This window comes from Photorhabdus sp. RM71S, assembly GCF_042879355.1.
In the GTDB taxonomy this organism is placed as follows: Bacteria; Pseudomonadota; Gammaproteobacteria; order Enterobacterales; family Enterobacteriaceae; genus Photorhabdus; species Photorhabdus kayaii.
Map to the genome: position 1 here is coordinate 92,866 of NZ_JBHFKV010000002.1, position 20,903 is coordinate 113,768.

The following is a 20,903-nucleotide window of genomic DNA, read 5'->3' on the forward strand; positions in this document are numbered from 1 at the left end:
TTATCCCCTGATATTGCGCAAACGTATTACTGACTGATATTGGTAGTTTATCGATGGATGTTTAAACCAATGTGCAATAAGCACCAATTTGATAAAAACTAAGCCATCTTTTGCCGGTAATTTTTCAGCTTTAAAGGAATCTACCACTATTTCATTTGGATCAAACAGCCTTTCCCAGCCATTTTCCTGACAGTTACCCGCCCCCCTTTTCCACTCTACTGACTTATTGCTAAGACGATAGCCAAAGAATTCTGATTCACTGTGTTCTGGCGGCTCCCATTGGTTATTGATGTTAAGATCGTATGCAATAATCAGGCATGAATCCTCACTCTCATCACTTTTATTATCGATGAATATTGGCTTTCCATCACAATAATGCTGACAATATCCAGCACGGCGAATATCCTTTTCTATAATATGTAATGTTTGTTTAACAAAATAACCTAAACGATATCTCTGATATAACTCCATTATTTGTTTAGTTAAAATAGGATAACTTTTAGCAATCGCTAGTAAGATAATACTACCAATAGCCATCGCTACAATAACCTCTAATAATGTCATTCCAGATTGATTTTTATTTTTCATTATTCCAATAAAGTATCAATTATTTTAGTAGAAAAATTATAATTAATCACAAGCTGGAATTTGATTAAACTTATTATTACTACATGATCTCATCCTACCTCGTGAAGAAAAAATAATGGATATTTCACCTGCGGAATTCGCCAAAGTAAAACTCGCAGGTATCATGGTGTTTCTTATTCCATGAAACTCTATCTGATCCTTAGTTGCTGAATTAATAATAACATCCTGATAGGGGGAACTTATTCCCTCAACATTTTCTAAATCACAATTAGCCAATACCGAATTAGAGAGCGCTATGCACCAGTTTTTTCCAGTTTTCAACCACAATATCACCCTTTTGTTCAAATAATTTGCCAAAGATTGTTGCCTGGATATAAATGTCAATATCTTCTGTGCTGATTCCTGTAACCTGGCTCTTTCCTGGTGATCGCCCCATTCCTGCACACCCCATAAGGAAAATATTGAAACCAAAACAATAACGATCATCAATTCCAATAAAGAAAAACCTGATTGATTATCAATATTATAATGATCGATTATATTCATATTACTTACCATTGATAATTCCTTATTTCCTTTCGTAAAACATTTTATTCATTTTAAACACAGAATAAATACATAATTGAATTTTATGCGAGAGTGCGTCAATAAAAAAAATAATAGTTTATCATTGTTACATTTAAATTGCGTAGAGCTTCGCAAAAACCAATAAGAATAGCGATTTTTATTTATTATTATTGTCATGCATTGTAAGCTTATATGGCTATGAGGAAGAAGTTTCATGAATATAATAAAGAAAAGATTGAGTGCTTGACATAAGGATGTTATTACTATTAATTTATTCTATAAAAATAAATAATATCAGACCAGAAAATAATTAATTGAGAATATTTTATTAAGTATAGCGTTCAATGTTTTAAATATATACCCTATGGATTTCAAGATGCATGGCGATTTTAAGCAACGCTATCGCCTGCTGTTCTGCGTTTATATCGGCTTGATCTTTCTCACGTTTCAATTCAGATATCTCATTTTTCATGATAAACATCCTACGCTCCAAATACTCTGAGTTGCCAAGCAGATCTCTGACGTTCTTCTGAGAAATTTTCTTTTGAAAAATAGTTGATGGCCTTTTTTCTCTACTTCTGCATGTCTGTGTTTATATCATCAAAATTAAAAGAGAGACAATTTATACTCAATAGTCTCCCTCCAGATTATTGCTAATAACCAAACAACTAAATAGCAACCGGAGCCTTTATTCCTGGATGCGGGTCATAATCGACTATTTCAAAGTCGTCAAATTTATAATCAAAAAGTGATTCCGGTTTACGCTTTATCACCAATTTTGGCAGTGAACGCGGCTCACGGCTGAGTTGTAACTTTGTCTGCTCCATATGGTTGCTATAAAGATGGGTATCACCACCAGTCCAGACAAAATCACCCACTTCTAGATCACACTGTTGCGCCATCATATAAACCAGCAATGCATAGCTGGCAATATTGAACGGTAAGCCAAGGAATACGTCACAGGAACGCTGATAAAGCTGGCAGGAAAGTTTGCCATCCGCGACATAAAACTGGAAGAAAGCGTGGCATGGCGCTAATGCCATGTTATCTAGTTCACCAACGTTCCAAGCTGAAACAATGATCCTACGTGAATCTGGATCGCTTTTAAGTTGTTCCAGTACGGTTTTTAGTTGGTCAATCTGGCGACCATCCGCAGCCCCCCATGCGCGCCATTGCTTACCATATACCGGCCCTAAATCACCATTTTCATCCGCCCATTCATCCCAAATAGTCACTCCATTTTCATGCAGATATTTAATATTGGTATCACCATGCAGGAACCAGAGAAGTTCATGAATAATTGAGCGGATATGGCAACGTTTAGTTGTGACCAGCGGAAAACCATCCTGTAAATTGAAACGCATTTGATGCCCGAAAATCGAGAGTGTCCCCGTCCCAGTGCGGTCTGCTTTCGGAGTGCCCTCTGCAAGCACTCTTTTCATTAAGTCCAGATACTGTTTCATTTTACCTCTTGTACCTTATTACCTTGGTGTTTGTATGCCCATATCATCATTAATATTCCCGCCAGAATCATTGGTATAGAAAGAATTTGCCCCATACTGATCCCGTCGAATAAGCCCAGTTGCGCATCTGGTTGGCGGAAGAGCTCGACTATCACTCGGAAAATACCGTAGCCAATTAAGAATAAACCGGAAACACTGCCCATCGGCCGAGGTTTACGGATATATAAATTCAAAATAATGAACAGAACGATCCCTTCCAACACCATTTCATAAAGCTGTGAAGGATGACGAGGCAGAACACCATATTGTTCAAGTACTGATAACAGTGAGGGATCTGTTGCAGCCAGTGCAATATCTTCACCACGGGAGCTTGGGAATAACATCGCCCACGGCGTATCCAATGTGACACGTCCCCACAACTCGCCATTAATAAAATTACCGATTCTCCCCATGCCTAAACCAAAAGGGACTAACGGGGCAATGAAGTCAGCAACTTGTAAGAAATGGCGTTTCGTTCTGCGGCCAAACCACCACATTGCGCAGATAACCCCCACTAAACCACCGTGGAAAGACATCCCACCATCCCAAACTTTAAACAAATAAAGGGGGTTATCGAGAAATGCCGGGAAATTATAAAACAGGACGTAACCTAGACGGCCACCGACAAATACGCCAGCAAACCCTGCATAAAGCAAGTTCTCTACTTCGTTTTTTGTCCAACCACTATTGGGTTTCGCTGCCCTGCGTGTCGCTAGCCACATGGCGAATACAAACCCAACCAGGTACATGAAACCATACCAATGGAGGGCTATTGGACCTATTGAAAAAATGACCGGGTCAATATTAGGAAATGCCAGGTAGCTGTTACTCATCTTTCCCCACTTAATATTTAGCGTTAATGCCCTAAGGCAATTGATTGAGAATCATAGCACAGGCCGTTAAACGGATTAAATGCCACCTCTGACCAAACCGCCCACCCCATGCTGCTCCATAAACGTTGCTGACAGCTCCTTTACTCTTAGGCTGGTTTCAGCTTGTAGTATTTCGGTCATTAATTTTTCAACCTGAGCCAGCTCCAGATGACGTAATAAATACTTAATTCTTGGCACACTACAACCACTCATACTCAAACTGCGATAGCCAAGACCAATCAATAACAGCGCTCCCATAGGGAAACTTGCCATTTCACCACAAATGCTGATCGTAAGACCTGCCCGCTGGCTATTTTCAAATACCAGTTTTAATGCCCGAATCACCGCCGGATGTAAGCAATCATAAAGAGAAGCGACGTGAGTGTTATTCCGATCCACTGCCAATAGATATTGTGTTAGGTCATTGGTGCCAATAGACACAAAATCGACTCTGTTTTTGAGTTGTGGCAACAGAAAAATCATCGAAGGAACCTCAATCATGACACCGAGCTGAGGCATAGATATTTGGCGCGCCAGCATTTGCTCGACTTCCTCTTTCGCTCTGTCTACCAATCGCTTAGCTTCATCAATTTCTTCTACACTCGTCACCATTGGCAGCAGGATTTTCAAGTTACCCATATCAGCGTTAGCTCTGAGCATTGCCCGCAGTTGGATAAGAAAAATCTCCGGTTGATCCAGCGTCACTCGTATACCACGCCATCCCAAACAAGGGTTCTCTTCGCTGATCGGCATATAGGGCAGTTGTTTATCCGCACCAATATCAAGTGTACGCAATACCACTGGCTTATCGGGAAATAATTGTAACATCTCCTGATAACGCGCTTTTTGTTCATCTTCTGATGGGAAACCACAGTGCAGCATAAAGGGTATTTCGGTGCGATAGAGTCCAACACCATCAATACTATTACTGATCTGCAACTCATATTTCAGGCTCAAACCCGCATTAAGCTGAACCAAAATGCGCTCGCCACTTTTTAACCGTGCTTCCTGCTCAACATCTCCCTCAGCCAGTCTGCTAAGTGCTTTTTCTTCTTCGATAATCTGTTTATATTCCTGCGAAATCAGTGGCTCAGGTTCAATGAAAACTTCCCCACGGAAACCATCAAGAATTAGCATACGATTGTTCAGGAGTTCCGGCTGGACATCCGCCCCCATAATGGCCGGAATACCCATTGCTCGAACCAATATGGCAGAGTGTGAATGAGTAGCGCCATCACGAACAATAACCCCTGCTAACCTTTCCTGCGGCATTTCTGCCAATAGGTTAGCACTCAGTTCATCTGCAACCAGAATGAACCATTCAGGCCATTGATGGCTGGCAGTAAGTGAATCATCCAGATGAAATAATAATCGCTGTCCAAGTGCCCGTAAATCTGATGCTCTTTCCCGCATATAAGCATCCTGCAAGCAGGAAAATTGTTCTGCGTATTTCTCAATAACTTGTTTAACAGCCCATTGCGCAACAGAGCCCTGTTCAACACAGGAGAACAGATCTTGTTTCAACTGGGGATCATTCAAAAGGTAGGAATAAAGATCAAAAATCGCGGCGCTCTCTTTTTGAGAACCCGCGGTAAAACGTTTACTGAGCCGACGACATTCTGCTGTTGCATCTTCCAGTGCCTGAATTAAACGAGAACGTTCTGCTGCATGATCAAGGGTTGAGGCTTCAAAAATTTGGTCAAGTGAGGGTTGGGAGCAATCTTGCCATCCCTGAGCCATCACGATGCCATTGGAAATTGCCAATGCTTTAATTCTGGTCTGCCGATATCGACCAAACAAGCCTTTAGTCTGAGCTTGAGCAAGGATCACCGCGAGTTGTGTCGCAAGCGTCACCATAAAGGACTCTTCGGTTTCATTAAACAAGCGTTGTTCCTGCTGCTGAACGACCAAAACACCTTGCAACTGACGGTGGTAAACCACGGGAACGCCCAAAAAGGCGCGAAAGCTATCCTCTTTAACTTGAGGCAAATATTTGAAACTTGGATGGCTGCGGACATCCGCCAGATTAATCAGTTCAGACAATTGGCCAACTTGCCCGACAACTCCTTCACCAAAAGCCAAACTGATAGTCCTTCCTCGGGGTTTCCTCAACCCTCGGGTTGCCATCAGGTAATAACACCGCCGTTGATGATCAGCAAGATAGATAGAACAGACATCCGTGCTCATTGCCAGACAGGTCTCGTTCACCAATAGCTCAAGCGCTTCGGCCAGATTGGTTGCCATAGCAACTTTTTCAACAATTTCCCGTAAACGCATGAGCATGGAACTCACCTAACTTCTTTTGCGGCGGTAAAAATACGAAGAACGTGGCAGAGATACGCTTTCCTGCATTGGCATTACAACCGAAGCAAACTCTTTCATCACGCGCCGATAAACATCACGCTTAAAAGAGACTACCTGCCGAACAGGATACCAATAGCTGACCCAACGCCAACCATCGAACTCCGGGGTATTACTGTGTTGCACATTAATATCTTCTTCATTACAGAGCAGTTGTAATAAAAACCATCGCTGCTTTTGACCAATACAGACAGGTCGTGTATCCCAACGCACCAAACGCTTGGGTAATTTGTAACGTAACCAATTACGAGTAGAGGCCAGAATGCGTACATCTTTCCGACCTAGCCCCACTTCTTCATACAGTTCCCGGTACATAGCCTGTTCTGGTGATTCCCCCGGATTAATTCCCCCTTGAGGAAATTGCCAGGAATGCTGCCCATAACGCCGGGCCCACAAAACCTGGCCTTGCCGATTACAAATTACAATTCCTACATTCGGGCGGTAGCCATCATCATCGATCACCAGACTACCTCGATAAACTAAATTTGAAAGATGACTAATTGTTTCACACTACCCTCAAGTGGTAAACCTCTATCATTGGACTTTGCAGTCGCTAGCTAAATCTCTACAATAGCGCCATCTCAACGGGGTGCTGGCTGTTTAAAACAGCCTTGCTGAGAGTAAACCCGCCGAACCTGATCCGGCTAATACCGGCGTAGGGATTTGAGCTGCTAACTATTTCACAGACGTTATCTTGCCGTTTAGCGCTTCCTCAAATCCTTTGCCAATCCTCTTAATTTAAGGAGAGCAAAGTGTTTAAGACGTTATTTTCCAAATTAATCGTACTGACAGCCCTATCAGCTCCTGCGTTGCTATTAAGTCAAGTTGTACAGGCCAAGCCAGTATTAACGGTCTATACCTATGATTCTTTTGCCACTGAATGGGGACCCGGGTCCGCAATTAAAAAAGCGTTTGAAGCTGAATGTCACTGTGAGCTGAAACTGGTTGCTCTGGAAGACGGTGTTTCCTTGCTCAATCGCCTAAGAATGGAGGGCAAGCGTACTGCTGCCGATATTATTCTTGGGTTGGATAACAACTTGATTCAAGCAGCCCAACAAACGGGGCTGTTTACTGAAAGTCAAGTAGATACCAGCAAACTGACACTGCCGGTGTCATGGAATAACAAGGTATTCATTCCTTATGACTATGGCTATTTTGCCTTCATTTACAACAAAAAGACTTTACCAAACCCGCCAAAAAGCATGGATGAGCTAATTAACAGCCACAATAACTGGAAAGTGATTTATCAAGATCCTCGCACCAGCACACCGGGGCAAGGTTTGCTGTTATGGATGCAGAAAATTTACGGTGATGATGCCCCACAAGCCTGGCAAAAACTGGCAAAGAAAACGCTGACCGTTACCAAGGGCTGGAGCGAAGCTTATGGTCTGTTCCTCAAAGGAGAAGGCGATCTGGTGCTGAGTTACACCACTTCACCGGGTTACCACCTGTTATCTGAGAAGAATGACAATTACGCTGCGGCTACATTCAGTGAAGGTCATTACCTTCAAATCGAAGTGGCCGCACAACTGGCCTCCAGCAAGCAACCGGAACTTGCTCAGAAATTTATGCAGTTTATGCTGACTCCAACTTTCCAACAGGAAATTCCAACCACTAACTGGATGTATCCGGTCATTGATATCCCACTCCCGGAAGTATATTTGCAGCTTTCCATACCCGCAAAATCTCTACAATATCGCGCGGAAGAAGTCGCAAAATACCGTAACCAATGGATTCGTACATGGCAAAGCGCTGTCAGCCGCTGATAGCCGGATGGCTGTTACCGGGGGCGATTGCCGCCGGTTTTTTACTGTTGGTCGCCTTACTGGCATTCGGAACGCTCTGGTTTAATTCACCTGCAAGTGACTGGTATTTATTGATAGAAGATCGCTATTTGTGGCACGTGGTACGCTTCACATTCTGGCAAGCCTTTTTATCAGCGCTATTTTCTGTTATTCCGGCTATTTTTCTTTCCAGAGCACTCTATCGCCGTCATTTTCCAGGCCGAACCCTCTTTCTGCGCCTGTGCGCTATGACGCTGGTTTTGCCCGTGCTAGTCGCTCTATTCGGCATTCTGACGGTTTATGGCAGAGCCGGCTGGCTGGCTCAGTTCTGCAAATGGATCGGCATCGATTACCACTTCACCCCTTACGGTTTACCAGGCATTTTGCTGGCACATATTTTCTTTAATATGCCACTGGCAACACGGCTTTTACTGCAATCGCTGGAAAACATTGCGGTGGAACAACGGCAATTAGCGGCGCAGCTAGGTATGAATGAATGGCAACATTTCCGTTTTGTTGAATGGCCTTATCTACGCCGCCAGATCCTGCCCACTGGCGCACTGATTTTTATGCTCTGTTTCGCCAGTTTTGCTACTGTGCTGGCGTTAGGTGGCGGACCTGCTGCAACAACTGTCGAACTGGCAATCTATCAAGCGTTAAGCTATGACTACGATCTTAACCGTGCCGCGTTACTGGCGTTAATTCAGATTACCTGCTGCCTTGGCCTTGTGCTCCTCAGTCAGAAACTTAACAGTGCTCTATCTGTCGGCTACAGCAACCAACAGCAATGGCGTAATCCACAGGATACTTTGTTGAGAAAAATCTGCGACAGTCTGTTAATTATCGCAGCATTATTACTACTCGTGCCACCATTGCTGGCGGTTGTCGTGGATGGCCTTAACAGCGGGTTGCTTAACGTATTACGCCAGCCTGCATTGTGGCAAGCATTTATCACCTCAGCGGTGATTGCTTTAGGCGCGGGATTATTATGTGTTTTATTCACTATGATGCTGCTGTGGAGCAGCCGTGAGCTGTACCTGCGTTATTCTCCTCACTGGGGACAAGCAATGGAGATGAGTGGTTTGTTGATCCTCTCTACGCCAGGCATTGTATTGGCAACAGGATTCTTTCTGTTGCTCAACGATACCGTCGGCCTGCCCCGTTCACCCTACGGTCTGGTGATTTTAACCAACGCACTGATGGCAATTCCCTATGCACTGAAAGTTCTGGATAATCCAATGAAAGATCTGGCGGCTCGCTATAATCCACTGTGTCGCTCCCTGAATATTCAAGGTATTAACCGACTACGCTGGATTGAACTAAAAGCACTAAAAGTTCCGCTGGTACAAGCGCTGGCCTTTGCTTGTGTCCTTTCCGTTGGAGATTTTGGCATTGTCGCGCTGTTTGGTAATGAAGATTTCCGTACCCTGCCCTTCTACCTCTATCAGCAAATTGGGGCTTATCGTAGTCAGGATGGCGCGATCACTGCCTTATTGCTGTTATTGTTATGCTTTATGCTGTTTAGTTTACTTGAACGCTTACCGAGACCACGTAATGCTCAAACTTGAAAATCTGACTTACCGCAATGAACATCTGGCGATGCGCTTTGACTTGCAAATTCAGGCCGGAGAACGTATCGCAATCCTAGGCCCTAGTGGGGCGGGTAAAAGTACACTCCTGAACTTAATCGCCGGCTTCCAAACAGCAGAAAAAGGCTCCCTATGGCTGAACGGGGAAAATCATACCAGTACGTCACCTGCTCAACGCCCGGTTTCTATGTTGTTTCAAGAAAATAATCTCTTCTCTCATTTGACAATTGAGCAGAATATCGGGCTAGGTTTACATCCCGGATTACGCCTTAATAGCATGCAGAAACAGACATTACAGCAAATAGTCTCTCAAGTTTCGTTGGAAAATTGTCTAACCCGTCTGCCAGCTCAACTTTCTGGTGGACAACGACAGCGAGCAGCATTAGCTCGTTGCCTAGTACGCCAGCAACCAATTTTATTACTTGACGAGCCTTTTTCAGCCCTAGATCCGGCACTGCGTAATGAAATGCTGGTATTACTGGAACAAGTTTGCCATGAACGCCAGCTTACATTATTGATGGTTTCCCATAATCTGGATGATGCCGCTCGTATAGCTGATCGCGCTCTATTAATTGTTGATGGCAATATTCATTATGACGGTTCAACAAATGCACTGGTTGCCGGTACTGTTTCTGAAGCTGCTATTTTGGGGAGGAAGGTCGCTTCTATTTAGGCGTTATTAATGTCATCGCTATCAAAATAAACGGGAACAGGATATGTGGAAATTAAATACTATTGCAATGAGGCAATGGAACGAGCAGGCTTTTAATATTAATAAAACTCGCCATAAAGGTTCAAATGAAACCTCTACTGGTATAGTTGCAATGCAGATAAGACATGTAGCCGATATGATGGGGTTTGATTCAAACACATTAACCACTAGGGATCAGTTAGAAATTGCAACTTGCCTACAACTTGATGAATTTAATATTAAAATGGTCGCTCGACATTTAAAGGATTTAATTCTCTATGATTATCCTAATGCAGATACTAGCAACTTAACAAAAGAACAGTATATTATGGTGGGTTCTAGATATAATCGAGGAATAACAAGAAAAAAAGACAATTTTATTAAAGCAATTTACAAATCAAAAGGGCAAAGGACATTAGCTGAAGATGAATGGGTCTCATACGGAGAAGCTGTATATAATCGACTAGATCATATAGATAATTTATTGAATAGATAAAAATGAAAATAAAATTTACAGATATTATAACATTCGTAGTATTGTCATTCTTATCTTTCCTTATTATTAACGGATTTGCCTTTAATATTAAGGAACCTTATTTCGATTTTGGTTATGTTGATTGTGAACTTTGGCAATATAAAGAAGGCGGCATTGATATAATAACTCCTTTATTTATTTTAACTCCGCTTATCCCTTTTTATATTGCATGTTTCTACAAATCATTCGTTTTATTTAAAAAAAACAAAGTCAGATCTGTGATTTACTTCGTTTTTTCCGCTGTCTTTGCTCTTTATTGGTTCTATACTTACTACGCTAGATTTATGCTTTATTGCTAGACGGGATAAGCGTAATGATGTCTAACCTAGCGGTTTTATAAGTTTAACCCGCCTTTTAACTTTATTATAACCCCCATAAATAACTTAAACTTACAAGAACAAAAATAATATCTATACCCAATGGATTTCAAGATGCAGCGCGACGGCAAGGGAGCGAATCCCGGGAGCATAGATAACTATGTGACCGGGGTGAGTGAGTGCAGCCAACAAAGAGGCAACTTGAAAGATAACGGGTATACATCACATCACGATATAGCGAGTTCAAACAACTGTACAAATAACCATTATCTAATGCTATATTTGTGGTCATTTTCAACAAATATAAGCGCCTGCCTCTATATGCAACAGAATCATGCTGAACAAGGTTTTATACTGACACGCCATTGGCGGGATACTCCCTCGGGTATTGAGGTGGAATACTGGCTGGTGACAGATCAGGGGCCACGTCATATAAAAATTCTTCACCAACAAGCTGTTGCTTTTATCTTGCAAGTTAATATGCCGCAGGTGGAAAAAGTTCTGGCGCAAGAGCGCAACTACCATCTCCGCCCACTTTCATTGAAGGATTTCAATCGCCAGCCTGTTGCCGCGCTTTATTGCCAGCAATATCGCCAATTACAACGAATTGAGAAAGTGCTACAGCAACAGGAAATTCAGGTTTATGAAGCAGATATCCGTCCACCAGACAGGTTTATGATGGAACGTTTTATCACTGCTCCCATCTGGTTCAGTCAGGCGCCTAATGGTAGCTATCAGATGAAACCTAACCCGGCTTATCGCCCAACATTGAAATGGGTATCCTTGGATATTGAAACCAGCCAACATGGAGAACTTTATTCCATTGGATTAGCAGGATGTGATCAGCAAAAAGTATTTATGCTTGGCCCTGCTAACGGTAATGAGCACCCGGTAAATTTTGACTTGGAATATGTAGCAAGTCGTCCGCAAATGCTGGAAAGACTCAACGAGTGGCTGGAAAAATATGACCCTGACGCCATTATTGGCTGGAACCTGATTCAGTTCGATCTGCGGATTTTACAAAAACATGCTGAACGTTACAGTGTTCCACTGAAATTTGGACGGGCCGGAGGGTTACTGGAGTGGCGGGAGCACGGCTTTAAACCGGGGCACTTTTTCGTTTCCACGGCCGGTCGGTTGATTATTGATGGTATTGAAGCACTGAAAACCGCTACCTGGAATTTTCCTTCTTTCAGTCTGGAATATGTCTCGCAAGAACTATTGGGCGAAGGCAAAGCCATTGATACACCCTATCAGCGTATGGATGAGATTGACCGCCGTTTCCAGCAAGATAAGCCCGCACTGGCACAATATAATCTGCAAGACTGTATTCTGGTAAACCAGATTTTCGATAAAACCCACTTAATGAAGTTCCTGTTGGAAAGGGCAACAGTTACCGGTCTCGCCGTAGATCGCAGTGGCGGTTCAGTCACCGCTTTCACCCATCTTTACATGCCAAAAATGCACCGCATCGGTTATGTTGCCCCAAATCCAGGCGGGAAGCCTGAAGATAACAGCCCCGGTGGTTTCGTGATGGATTCTCGCCCCGGCTTGTATGATTCAGTGCTAGTGCTGGATTATAAAAGTCTATATCCCTCGATTATCCGCACTTTTCTTATCGATCCTGTCGGTATGGTGGAAGGTCTGGCACAGCCGGACAGCGAGCATGCGGTTCCCGGTTTTCGCAATGCCTTCTTTTCCCGTATTCAGCACTGTCTGCCTGATATCGTGACGCAAATCTGGCATGAACGTGACGCAGCAAAAAAACAGCATAACGCCCCATTGTCACAAGCATTGAAGATCATCATGAACGCTTTCTACGGCGTTCTTGGGGCGGAGGGCTGTCGTTTCTTCGACCCACGCCTGACGTCTTCCATTACTATGCGCGGCCACGAAATTATGCTCCAGACCAGAAAGCTGATTGAATCTCAAAACTATCAAGTTATCTACGGTGATACAGATTCTATCTTTATATGGCTGAAACAGGCGCATGAAGAAGAACTGGCTCTCAGTATCGGCAAAGAACTTGCGCGATTCGTTAACCAATGGTGGCAAAAACACCTGCAAGAACATTTTGGGCTTAAAAGCACCCTTGAGTTGGAATTTGAAACTCACTATCGCCGTTTTCTGATGCCAACCATCCGTGGAGCTGAACAAGGCAGTAAAAAGCGTTATGCCGGTCTCAGTGATGACCGCATGGTCTATAAAGGTCTGGAAACAGTACGCACTGACTGGACACCTCTGGCGCAAAATTTCCAGAAGCAACTGTATTCACTGATTTTTCATGAACAACCTTATCAAGAGTTTATCCGTAGTTATGTTACCAGTACCCTAAAAGGAAAATTTGATGATAAACTAATCTACCGTAAAAGGTTGGGCCGTAAGTTGTCTGACTATCAGCGCAATGTACCACCCCATGTGAGGGCAGCAAGGCTGGCAGATGAATACAATCTGCAACATAACCGGCCCTTGCAGTACCAAAATGGGGGGTGGATAAGCTATGTCATGACACAATCCGGGCCGGAACCACTGGAAAATCTGCATTCATCACCAGACTATGATCACTATATCAATAAGCAACTTCAGCCTATCGCTGATGCTATCCTGCCGTTTTTACAGGATGATTTTATAACTTTACTCACCGGACAGATGGTAATGCCTTTTGGCTAATTACTATTTGGCTGATTACTATTTTTTGCAGGTGACGACCGGCTTTGCTTCCATTAACATATCGCCCCTTTGACGAGTGATAAGGGGATTGACGGGGTGTCTTGCTGTCTACCCATTATCTCCGTTAGATCAAATAAAAAGCTGTCGTCCTCCACCTATGAATAACATTATCTAACAGAAACTGAGTTAAAATTTATGCCATTTACCCTCGGTCAACGCTGGATCAGCGATACAGAAAGCGAACTTGGATTAGGAACCGTTGTTGCACTGGACGCACGAATGGTCACTTTGCTCTTTCCTGCCAGCGGTGAAAACCGCCTCTATGCACGCAATGATTCTCCTATTACCCGTGTTATGTTTAACTCGGGGGATGTTGTCACCAGCCATGAAGGCTGGCAACTCAAAGTAGATGAAATCCAACAAGAAAATGGCCTGCTGATTTATACAGGCACACGACTTGATACTCTGGAAGAAAATATCAGTCTGCGCGAAGTGTTACTTGACAGTAAACTTACCTTCAACAAACCACAGGATCGCCTGTTTGCTGGTCAGATTGACCGTATGGACCGCTTTGCCTTACGTTTTCGCGCCCGTAAATACCAAAGCGAACAATTTAAACTGGCTGAAAGTGGTTTGCGGGGTATCCGCGCAAGCTTGATCCCTCATCAACTTCACATCGCAAATGAAGTCGGCAAGCGCTACGCACCAAGAGTTCTATTGGCCGATGAAGTCGGTTTGGGTAAAACCATCGAAGCCGGGATGATCATCCACCAGCAATTGCTGGCCGGTCGTGCTGAACGTGTTCTGGTGATTGTGCCGGATAGCCTTCAACATCAATGGCTGGTAGAAATGCTGCGCCGTTTCAATCTGCGCTTTGCCCTGTTTGACGATAGCCGCTATATCGAAGCACGGCACGACAGTGACAATCCATTTGAAACAGAACAATTGGTACTCTGTTCACTGGATTTTGCCCGCCGTAATAAACAGCGTTTTGAGCATATGCTTGAAGCCAGCTGGGATTTGATGGTGGTGGACGAAGCTCACCATCTGGCCTGGAGCGAGGATACACCTAGCCGTGAATATCAGGTTGTCGAACAATTAGCTGAACAGATCCCAAGTGTACTGCTATTGACTGCAACACCAGAGCAGCTAGGACAGGAAAGTCATTTTGCCCGTCTACGCCTACTTGATCCAAACCGTTTCCACGATTATCAGACTTTTATCGACGAACAACAAAAATATCGTCCAGTTGCCGATGCTGTCACACTGCTGTTATCAGGTGAACAACTTAATAATAATCAATTAAACCTAATGGGTGAGTTGATTAGTGAGCAGGATATTGAGCCTCTGTTGAAAGCCGCCAATAGTAATAGCGATGAAAGTGAAACTGCACGACGTGAACTGATTTCCATGCTGATGGATCGCCACGGCACCAGTCGTATTCTGTTCCGTAATACCCGTAATGGTGTGAAAGGCTTCCCCCACCGGGAATTGCACCAGATAAAGTTGCCTCTGCCATCCCAATATCAGACCGCCATTAAAGTCTCCGATATTATGGGCGCTAAAAAATCGCTGGAAGCACGCGCATGGGATATGCTCTACCCAGAACAAATTTATCAAGAGTTTGAAGGCGAAAACGCTACCTGGTGGAACTTTGATCCCCGCGTAGAATGGCTACTCGGTTTTTTGATGGCAAATCGCCATGAAAAAGTGCTGGTAATTTGTGCGAAAGCAACCACCGCTCTGCAATTGGAACAGGTACTACGTGAGCGAGAAGGGATTCGTGGTGCTGTTTTCCATGAAGGTTTATCACTGATTGAACGTGATCGCGCCGCAGCCTATTTTGCTTCCGAAGAAGAAGGAGCTCAGGTATTACTATGCTCCGAAATTGGCTCAGAAGGCCGCAACTTCCAGTTCGCCAACCAATTAGTGATGTTCGATTTACCATTCAACCCGGATTTACTGGAACAGCGTATCGGACGTCTGGATCGTATCGGCCAAAGCCGTGATATCCAAATTAGTGTGCCTTATCTGGAAAATACCGCCCAAGCAGTCCTGATTCGCTGGTATCACGAAGGTTTGGATGCATTCGAGCATACCTGCCCAACGGGTCGTACTATTTACGATCACTATTATGAAACTCTGCTGAACTATCTTGCCAAACCCAATAACCAGGAGCAGGAAAAATTTGGTGAATTTATTGATCAGTGCCGTCAGCAACATGAGCAACTCAAACAGCAACTGGAGCAAGGCCGTGACCGGCTGCTGGAAATGAACTCCAATGGCGGCGAGCATGGTTTGCGGCTGGCAGAGAAAATTTCAGAGTATGACAATGATACTGATTTAGTGAACTTCTCTCTCAATCTATTTGATATCGTTGGTATCAATCAGGAAGATCGCAATGACAATATGATAGTGCTGACACCATCCGATCATATGCTGGTCCCAGATTTTCCTGGATTACCAAAAGATGGTTGTACTATCACTTTTGATCGTGAACAGTCATTGTCCCGTGAAGATGCCCAGTTTATCAGTTGGGAGCACCCAATTATCCGTAATGGGTTGGATCTGATCCTTTCCGGTGATACAGGTAGCTGTGCGGTATCCCTTTTGAAAAATAAAGCATTACCTGTTGGAACTCTGCTGGTAGAACTGATCTATGTAGTTGAAGCACAAGCCCCTAAACGCCTGCAATTGACCCGCTTCCTTCCACCAACTCCATTGCGGATACTAATGGACCTAAAAGGCAATAATCTGGCGGGTCAAGTGGAGTTTGAAAGCTTTAACCGCCAGCTTAATGCAGTGAATCGTCATACTGCAAGTAAACTGGTCAATGCGGTACAAAAAGAAGTTCACGCTATTTTGCAACAGGCCGAAGGTTTAGTAGAAACTCAGGCAAAATCATTGATTGAACAAGCAAAACAGGAAGCAGATGAAAATCTTGCTGCTGAACTTTCCCGTTTGGAAGCATTGAAGGCAGTCAATCCAAATATTCGTGATGATGAATTGGAAGCTATTGAAACCAATCGCCAACAGTCACTGCTTAACTTAAATCAGGCAAGTTGGCGTCTGGATGCTATTCGCCTTGTCGTCGTTACACACCAGTAAATATTAGCAATACCTGGAGGCTGGTCCGGGATAGGGTAACCTTCACTAAGGACCCTATTCCCGCGCCTCCTGATATTCAGCTACCGGAGCCTCAATGGAAGCTTATAATCCTCCTACCGATCCCTGGTTACATGTGCTCTATCAGGATCAATATATCATTGTGGTCAATAAACCCAGTGGGCTACTTTCTGTTCCCGGTCGGGCAGAAGAACATAAAGACAGCATTATGACGCGGATACAACAGCAGTTTCCAGCGGCAGAATCTGTTCACCGGCTGGATATGGCAACCAGCGGCGTAATGGTAGTTGCACTGACCAAAGATGCAGAGCGTGAACTGAAACGTCAGTTCCGTGAACGAGAACCGGAAAAAACCTATATTGCGCGGGTTTGGGGACGTCTGGAACCAGAAACGGGTCTTGTCGATTTACCGCTGATTTGTGACTGGCCGAACCGGCCAAAGCAGAAAGTGTGTTTTGAAACCGGAAAATCAGCCCAGACTGAATACGAAGTACTCGCTTACGAAGATGAGGCAACTCGAATAAAACTCTCACCGATAACTGGTCGTTCACATCAGCTCAGGGTGCATATGCTAGCACTTGAACACCCAATTTTGGGAGACCGGTTTTACGCTCATCAGCAGGCAAGAGCAATGGCACCTCGCCTGCAATTACATGCACAAGAGTTATATATCACACATCCGGTCTATGGAACGCCAATGCATTTTCAGTGTAAAGCCGATTTTTGATTAATAGACAAATACGGTAACCGAATCTAATGAAGCCAATATCAGACATAAGGCCAAGCCACAACAAGCCAAAAGAACACGGATATTTGCCATTTTTTTGCATTCCTCCTCAATTAAAACAAACAAAAATATAAAATATTCTAATATTTTAGAGGAATAAAAAATAAACTCAACAGCCATAGGGGATGTTATTCCCCTATACATTTAGTAACATGTTTTTAAAAATAAAAAATGAGCTATTTAAAACCCTTCTCTTTTTTAATGAGATCATAAGCTGCCTGAATTGACTGGGCCTTTTGTTTAGCAATCTCCATCATTTCCGGTGGTAAACCTTTTGCTACCAGCTTATCCGGATGGTGTTCGCTCATCAATCTACGATAGGCTCGTTTAATTGTCGTCGCATCATCCTTTTCACGCACCCCCAACACCTTACAGGCGTCCGCGAATGTTGGCCCCTGCGCAGCCCTCTGATAACCGCCATACTGCCGTTGCTGCCACTCTCCTCCTTCACCGAAATTGCGACCACCTTCCATCATGGCAAGGAATTGTTCGAATTGGTTACGAGAGATCCCAAGTTCATCAGCAATAATAAACAGTACCATCCTCTCGTTCGGATGCAATTGACCATCAGAAAATGCCGCCTGTAACTGGATCTCCAAAAACATGCGAATTAAGTCAGACCGGCCAAAACAGGCACGACGCAATTGTCTTAGTGTCTCACGCAAAGGAAAATTAGGCTCTTTACCTTCACGAAAAGCCTGCTGTGCTGCAATCCTGGCTTGTCCGTGAAGTTGCATTCGTTCCATTAACTGGCTCGCAAGCCGGATATCTGTTTCAGTCACCCGCCCTTTTGATTTAGTAATATGGCCCATCACCTGAAAAGTACTGCTGAAAAATAGCAGTTGGCGAGACTGATTATTTGCAAAAAAACCTTGGTTTCTCCGTACACTGGCCCTATCAAGCATATGGCCAATAAATAGACCAATGACAATACCCCAGAAGCCTGTTCCAGACACAACACCAAAGATCAGCCCAAGCAATTTTCCCCAATAATGCATATACTCCTCAATTCACCAATGCTCTGAGTGTAGTTTTGCATTATCATACTATTCATTCAGCTCTGTGCCTAACGGCAAGATAAGTAAAGGTATGACTTTACACTGGCGTATATTCATCGAGTACGCTAGTCTCTTGAGGTTTGCCCGGCATAATGCCACTGATGACGGAACCGCATAAATATCTATGAAGAAATGTTATCCAACTTTGCTGGCCACAACGGTATGGGCCGCACTTTATGGTCAGCATGCACATGCTGATCTCGCAGCGCAGTGTATGCTGGGGATACCTGTTTATGATCAGCCAATCATTAATGGCGATTTAAATCAACTTCCTATCAATATTCTGGCAGATGATTCACGCGCAGATTATCCGCGTTCTGCTAAATTTATCGGTAATGTTAATATTAAACAGGGTAATAAAACCCTGACCGCCGATCAGGTACAACTTGATCAAACAGAAGATAAAGTTCCATTAAGAACCGTAACTGCAACGGGCAATGTCCATTATGATGATCCCCTGATTATTCTGAAAGGTCCACACGCTTGGTCTAATTTAAATAATAAAGATACCGATATGTATCAAGGTGATTATCAGATGGTCGGGCGTCAAGGACGCGGCACCGCAGACAAAATGAAACTGCGTGGTGAAAACCGTTATGCCATTCTGGATAACGGTACTTTTACTTCCTGCCTGCCGGGTAATGATAGCTGGAGCGTTGTCGGCTCCGAAGTCATTCTCGATCGCGAAGAAGAAGTGGCAGAAATATGGAATGCTCGTTTCAGAGTGGCTAACGTTCCCGTATTTTACAGTCCGTATCTTCAATTACCGATCGGTAATAAACGCCGTTCCGGTTTTCTTATTCCTAACGCCAGCTATTCCAAAAATGACGGCTTTGAATTTCTGCTGCCTTATTATTGGAATATCGCACCAAATTATGATGCCACGATTACACCGCACTATATCAGTAAACGTGGTTTAAAACTGGATAATGAATTCCGTTATTTAACCAAAGCAGGCACAGGAACCCTTGCTCTCGACTGGCTGAATAACGACGAACAGTATGTCAAAGACAAAAAGACAAACACACGTACCGCCAGAGAAAGTGATAATCGCTGGTTATTTTATTGGAGACACAGTGGTGTGATGGATAGGGTATGGCGTTTTAATATCGACTATACCAAAGTCAGTGATCCCGAATATTTTTCTGATTTCAGCTCTCAATATGGTTCCACCACCGATGGCTATGCCACACAAAAATTCAGTCTGGGCTATGCTCAACAAAACTGGAATGCCACGCTATCAACTAAACAATTCCAAATTTTTTCTAAAGATACCAGTAGAAAAGCTTACAGAGCAGAACCTCAGTTAGATTTGAATTATTACAAAAATGATCTGGGGCCATTTGACCTTAAAGTTTATGGTCAAGCGGCGAAATTTACCAGTGTAGGTAAAAATAACCCGGAAGCGACCCGCTGGCATCTGGAACCCTCCATTAACCTGCCACTCTCCAATGGCTGGGCCAGTATGAATAATGAAGTTAAGCTGATGGCGACTCACTATCAGCAGGATATTCCCAAAGCTACCGAGAATGCTGAATATAAAGAATCCGTTAACCGGGTTCTGCCACAGTTCAAAAGCGAAGCCAAAATGGTATTTGAGCGTTCAACGTACCTGAACAACAATTACACCCAAACGCTAGAACCGCAGGTTCAGTATCTGTATGTGCCATACAAAGACCAAGATAATATCAATAACTTCGACTCATCTTTACTGCAAACTGACTACAACGGCCTGTTCCGTGACCGCTTTTATGGTGGCCTGGACCGTATTTCATCGGCCAATCAAGTGACTACCGGTCTCACTACCCGTATTTATGATGAAGGTTTGGTTGAACGTTTTAACCTGTCATTAGGTCAAATCTATTACTTTGAACGTCCACGCACCGGTAAAGAAACCATCATCAACAGTAAAGATAGTACCGGCATGATGACCTGGGCAGGTGATACTTACTGGAAAATTAATGATTCCTGGGGCTTGAAAGGTGGTATGCAGTACGATACTCGCCTGAGCAGCGTAACGATGGGGAATGCAGTACTAGAATATCGCCGTGATGAAGACCGACTTGTACAGTTGAACTATCGTTTTGTTGACAGAGATTATATCCAAGCTACAGCTAAGAGTGCTCCGGCTTTCCAGCAAGGGATTTCTCAAGTTGGTCTGGTTGCAAGTTGGCCGTTAAGTGATCGCTGGGGCTTAGTAGGTGCTTACTATTACGATACTAAAGAACAGCAACCAGCAAGTCAGTTAGTGGGTTTGCAGTACAACACTTGTTGCTGGGCAATTAACGTTGGCTATGAACGTAAGATCGTTGGTTGGAAAAACAACAATAGCGAATATGACAACAAATGGTCATTTAACTTTGAACTTCGTGGCTTAAGTAACAATCATAGTTTGGGTAGCAAAAAAATGTTGCAGTCTGGCATCATGCCATACCAACGTGCATTCTGATGCTATA

16 protein-coding genes and 1 riboswitch are annotated in these 20,903 nt (G+C 43.7%); of the genes, 8 read left to right on the forward strand and 8 right to left on the reverse strand.

Annotation, left to right across the window (positions count from 1 at the left end; translation table 11 throughout):
• From ACGF5R_RS01490 to rppH, 7 genes are all read right to left on the reverse strand, one after another.
• Positions 1 to 588, reverse strand: coding sequence for a prepilin peptidase-dependent protein (locus ACGF5R_RS01490; protein ID WP_112876475.1), 588 nt, complete (start codon positions 586 to 588; stop codon positions 1 to 3).
• Positions 589 to 630: 42 nt separating this feature from the next.
• On the reverse strand, positions 631 to 1,146 hold the full coding sequence (locus ACGF5R_RS01495) for a prepilin peptidase-dependent protein (RefSeq protein ID WP_112876474.1): 516 nt from the start codon (positions 1,144 to 1,146) through the stop codon (positions 631 to 633).
• Positions 1,147 to 1,504: 358 nt separating this feature from the next.
• Positions 1,505 to 1,627: a hypothetical protein gene (locus ACGF5R_RS01500; RefSeq protein WP_255566856.1), complete on the reverse strand. Its 123-nt coding sequence runs from the start codon at positions 1,625 to 1,627 to the stop codon at positions 1,505 to 1,507.
• A gap of 196 nt (positions 1,628 to 1,823) precedes the next feature.
• Positions 1,824 to 2,618 (reverse strand): thymidylate synthase, encoded by a 795-nt coding sequence (gene thyA, locus ACGF5R_RS01505; protein ID WP_112876473.1) that lies wholly within the window; start codon positions 2,616 to 2,618, stop codon positions 1,824 to 1,826.
• Complete coding sequence (lgt, locus tag ACGF5R_RS01510; protein ID WP_112876472.1) at positions 2,615 to 3,490, reverse strand: prolipoprotein diacylglyceryl transferase; 876 nt, start codon at positions 3,488 to 3,490, stop codon at positions 2,615 to 2,617. The genes thyA and lgt overlap by 4 nt, the downstream gene beginning before the upstream one ends.
• A gap of 75 nt (positions 3,491 to 3,565) precedes the next feature.
• Positions 3,566 to 5,812 carry a phosphoenolpyruvate--protein phosphotransferase gene (ptsP, locus tag ACGF5R_RS01515; protein ID WP_112876471.1) on the reverse strand — a complete coding sequence of 749 codons (2,247 nt, stop codon included), beginning with the start codon at positions 5,810 to 5,812 and terminating at the stop codon, positions 3,566 to 3,568.
• A gap of 9 nt (positions 5,813 to 5,821) precedes the next feature.
• Positions 5,822 to 6,352: an RNA pyrophosphohydrolase gene (gene rppH, locus ACGF5R_RS01520; RefSeq protein ID WP_112876470.1), complete on the reverse strand. Its 531-nt coding sequence runs from the start codon at positions 6,350 to 6,352 to the stop codon at positions 5,822 to 5,824.
• A 113-nt stretch (positions 6,353 to 6,465) separates the two neighbouring features.
• A riboswitch (TPP riboswitch) is annotated at positions 6,466 to 6,570 on the forward strand.
• A 72-nt stretch (positions 6,571 to 6,642) separates the two neighbouring features.
• Between rppH and thiB the strand changes: the two genes are divergently transcribed.
• The 7 genes from thiB (at position 6,643) to rluA (ending at position 17,329) form a co-directional block, all read left to right on the forward strand.
• A complete protein-coding gene (gene thiB / locus ACGF5R_RS01525) occupies positions 6,643 to 7,656 on the forward strand; it encodes a thiamine ABC transporter substrate binding subunit (protein WP_387689388.1) in 1,014 nt (337 codons plus the stop codon).
• A complete protein-coding gene (thiP, locus tag ACGF5R_RS01530) occupies positions 7,632 to 9,242 on the forward strand; it encodes a thiamine/thiamine pyrophosphate ABC transporter permease ThiP (RefSeq protein ID WP_387689390.1) in 1,611 nt (536 codons plus the stop codon). The genes thiB and thiP overlap by 25 nt, the downstream gene beginning before the upstream one ends.
• Positions 9,229 to 9,936, forward strand: coding sequence for a thiamine ABC transporter ATP-binding protein ThiQ (gene thiQ / locus ACGF5R_RS01535; protein WP_112876467.1), 708 nt, complete (start codon positions 9,229 to 9,231; stop codon positions 9,934 to 9,936). The genes thiP and thiQ overlap by 14 nt, the downstream gene beginning before the upstream one ends.
• A 43-nt stretch (positions 9,937 to 9,979) precedes the next feature.
• Complete coding sequence (locus ACGF5R_RS01540; protein WP_112876466.1) at positions 9,980 to 10,450, forward strand: hypothetical protein; 471 nt, start codon at positions 9,980 to 9,982, stop codon at positions 10,448 to 10,450.
• A gap of 677 nt (positions 10,451 to 11,127) precedes the next feature.
• Positions 11,128 to 13,476, forward strand: coding sequence for a DNA polymerase II (locus ACGF5R_RS01545; protein ID WP_387689393.1), 2,349 nt, complete (start codon positions 11,128 to 11,130; stop codon positions 13,474 to 13,476).
• A gap of 195 nt (positions 13,477 to 13,671) precedes the next feature.
• Positions 13,672 to 16,584 (forward strand): RNA polymerase-associated protein RapA, encoded by a 2,913-nt coding sequence (rapA, locus tag ACGF5R_RS01550; RefSeq protein WP_262980986.1) that lies wholly within the window; start codon positions 13,672 to 13,674, stop codon positions 16,582 to 16,584.
• A gap of 94 nt (positions 16,585 to 16,678) precedes the next feature.
• Entirely contained in the window at positions 16,679 to 17,329 is a 651-nt protein-coding gene (rluA, locus tag ACGF5R_RS01555; protein WP_112876462.1) for a bifunctional tRNA pseudouridine(32) synthase/23S rRNA pseudouridine(746) synthase RluA, read from the forward strand.
• A gap of 236 nt (positions 17,330 to 17,565) precedes the next feature.
• On the opposite strand, the gene djlA is transcribed toward rluA, so the two are convergent.
• Positions 17,566 to 18,387 carry a co-chaperone DjlA gene (gene djlA / locus ACGF5R_RS01560; protein ID WP_112876460.1) on the reverse strand — a complete coding sequence of 274 codons (822 nt, stop codon included), beginning with the start codon at positions 18,385 to 18,387 and terminating at the stop codon, positions 17,566 to 17,568.
• A gap of 184 nt (positions 18,388 to 18,571) precedes the next feature.
• Between djlA and lptD the strand changes: the two genes are divergently transcribed.
• A complete protein-coding gene (lptD, locus tag ACGF5R_RS01565) occupies positions 18,572 to 20,896 on the forward strand; it encodes an LPS assembly protein LptD (protein WP_112876459.1) in 2,325 nt (774 codons plus the stop codon).
• The last annotated feature ends 7 nt before the right edge of the window (positions 20,897 to 20,903 follow it).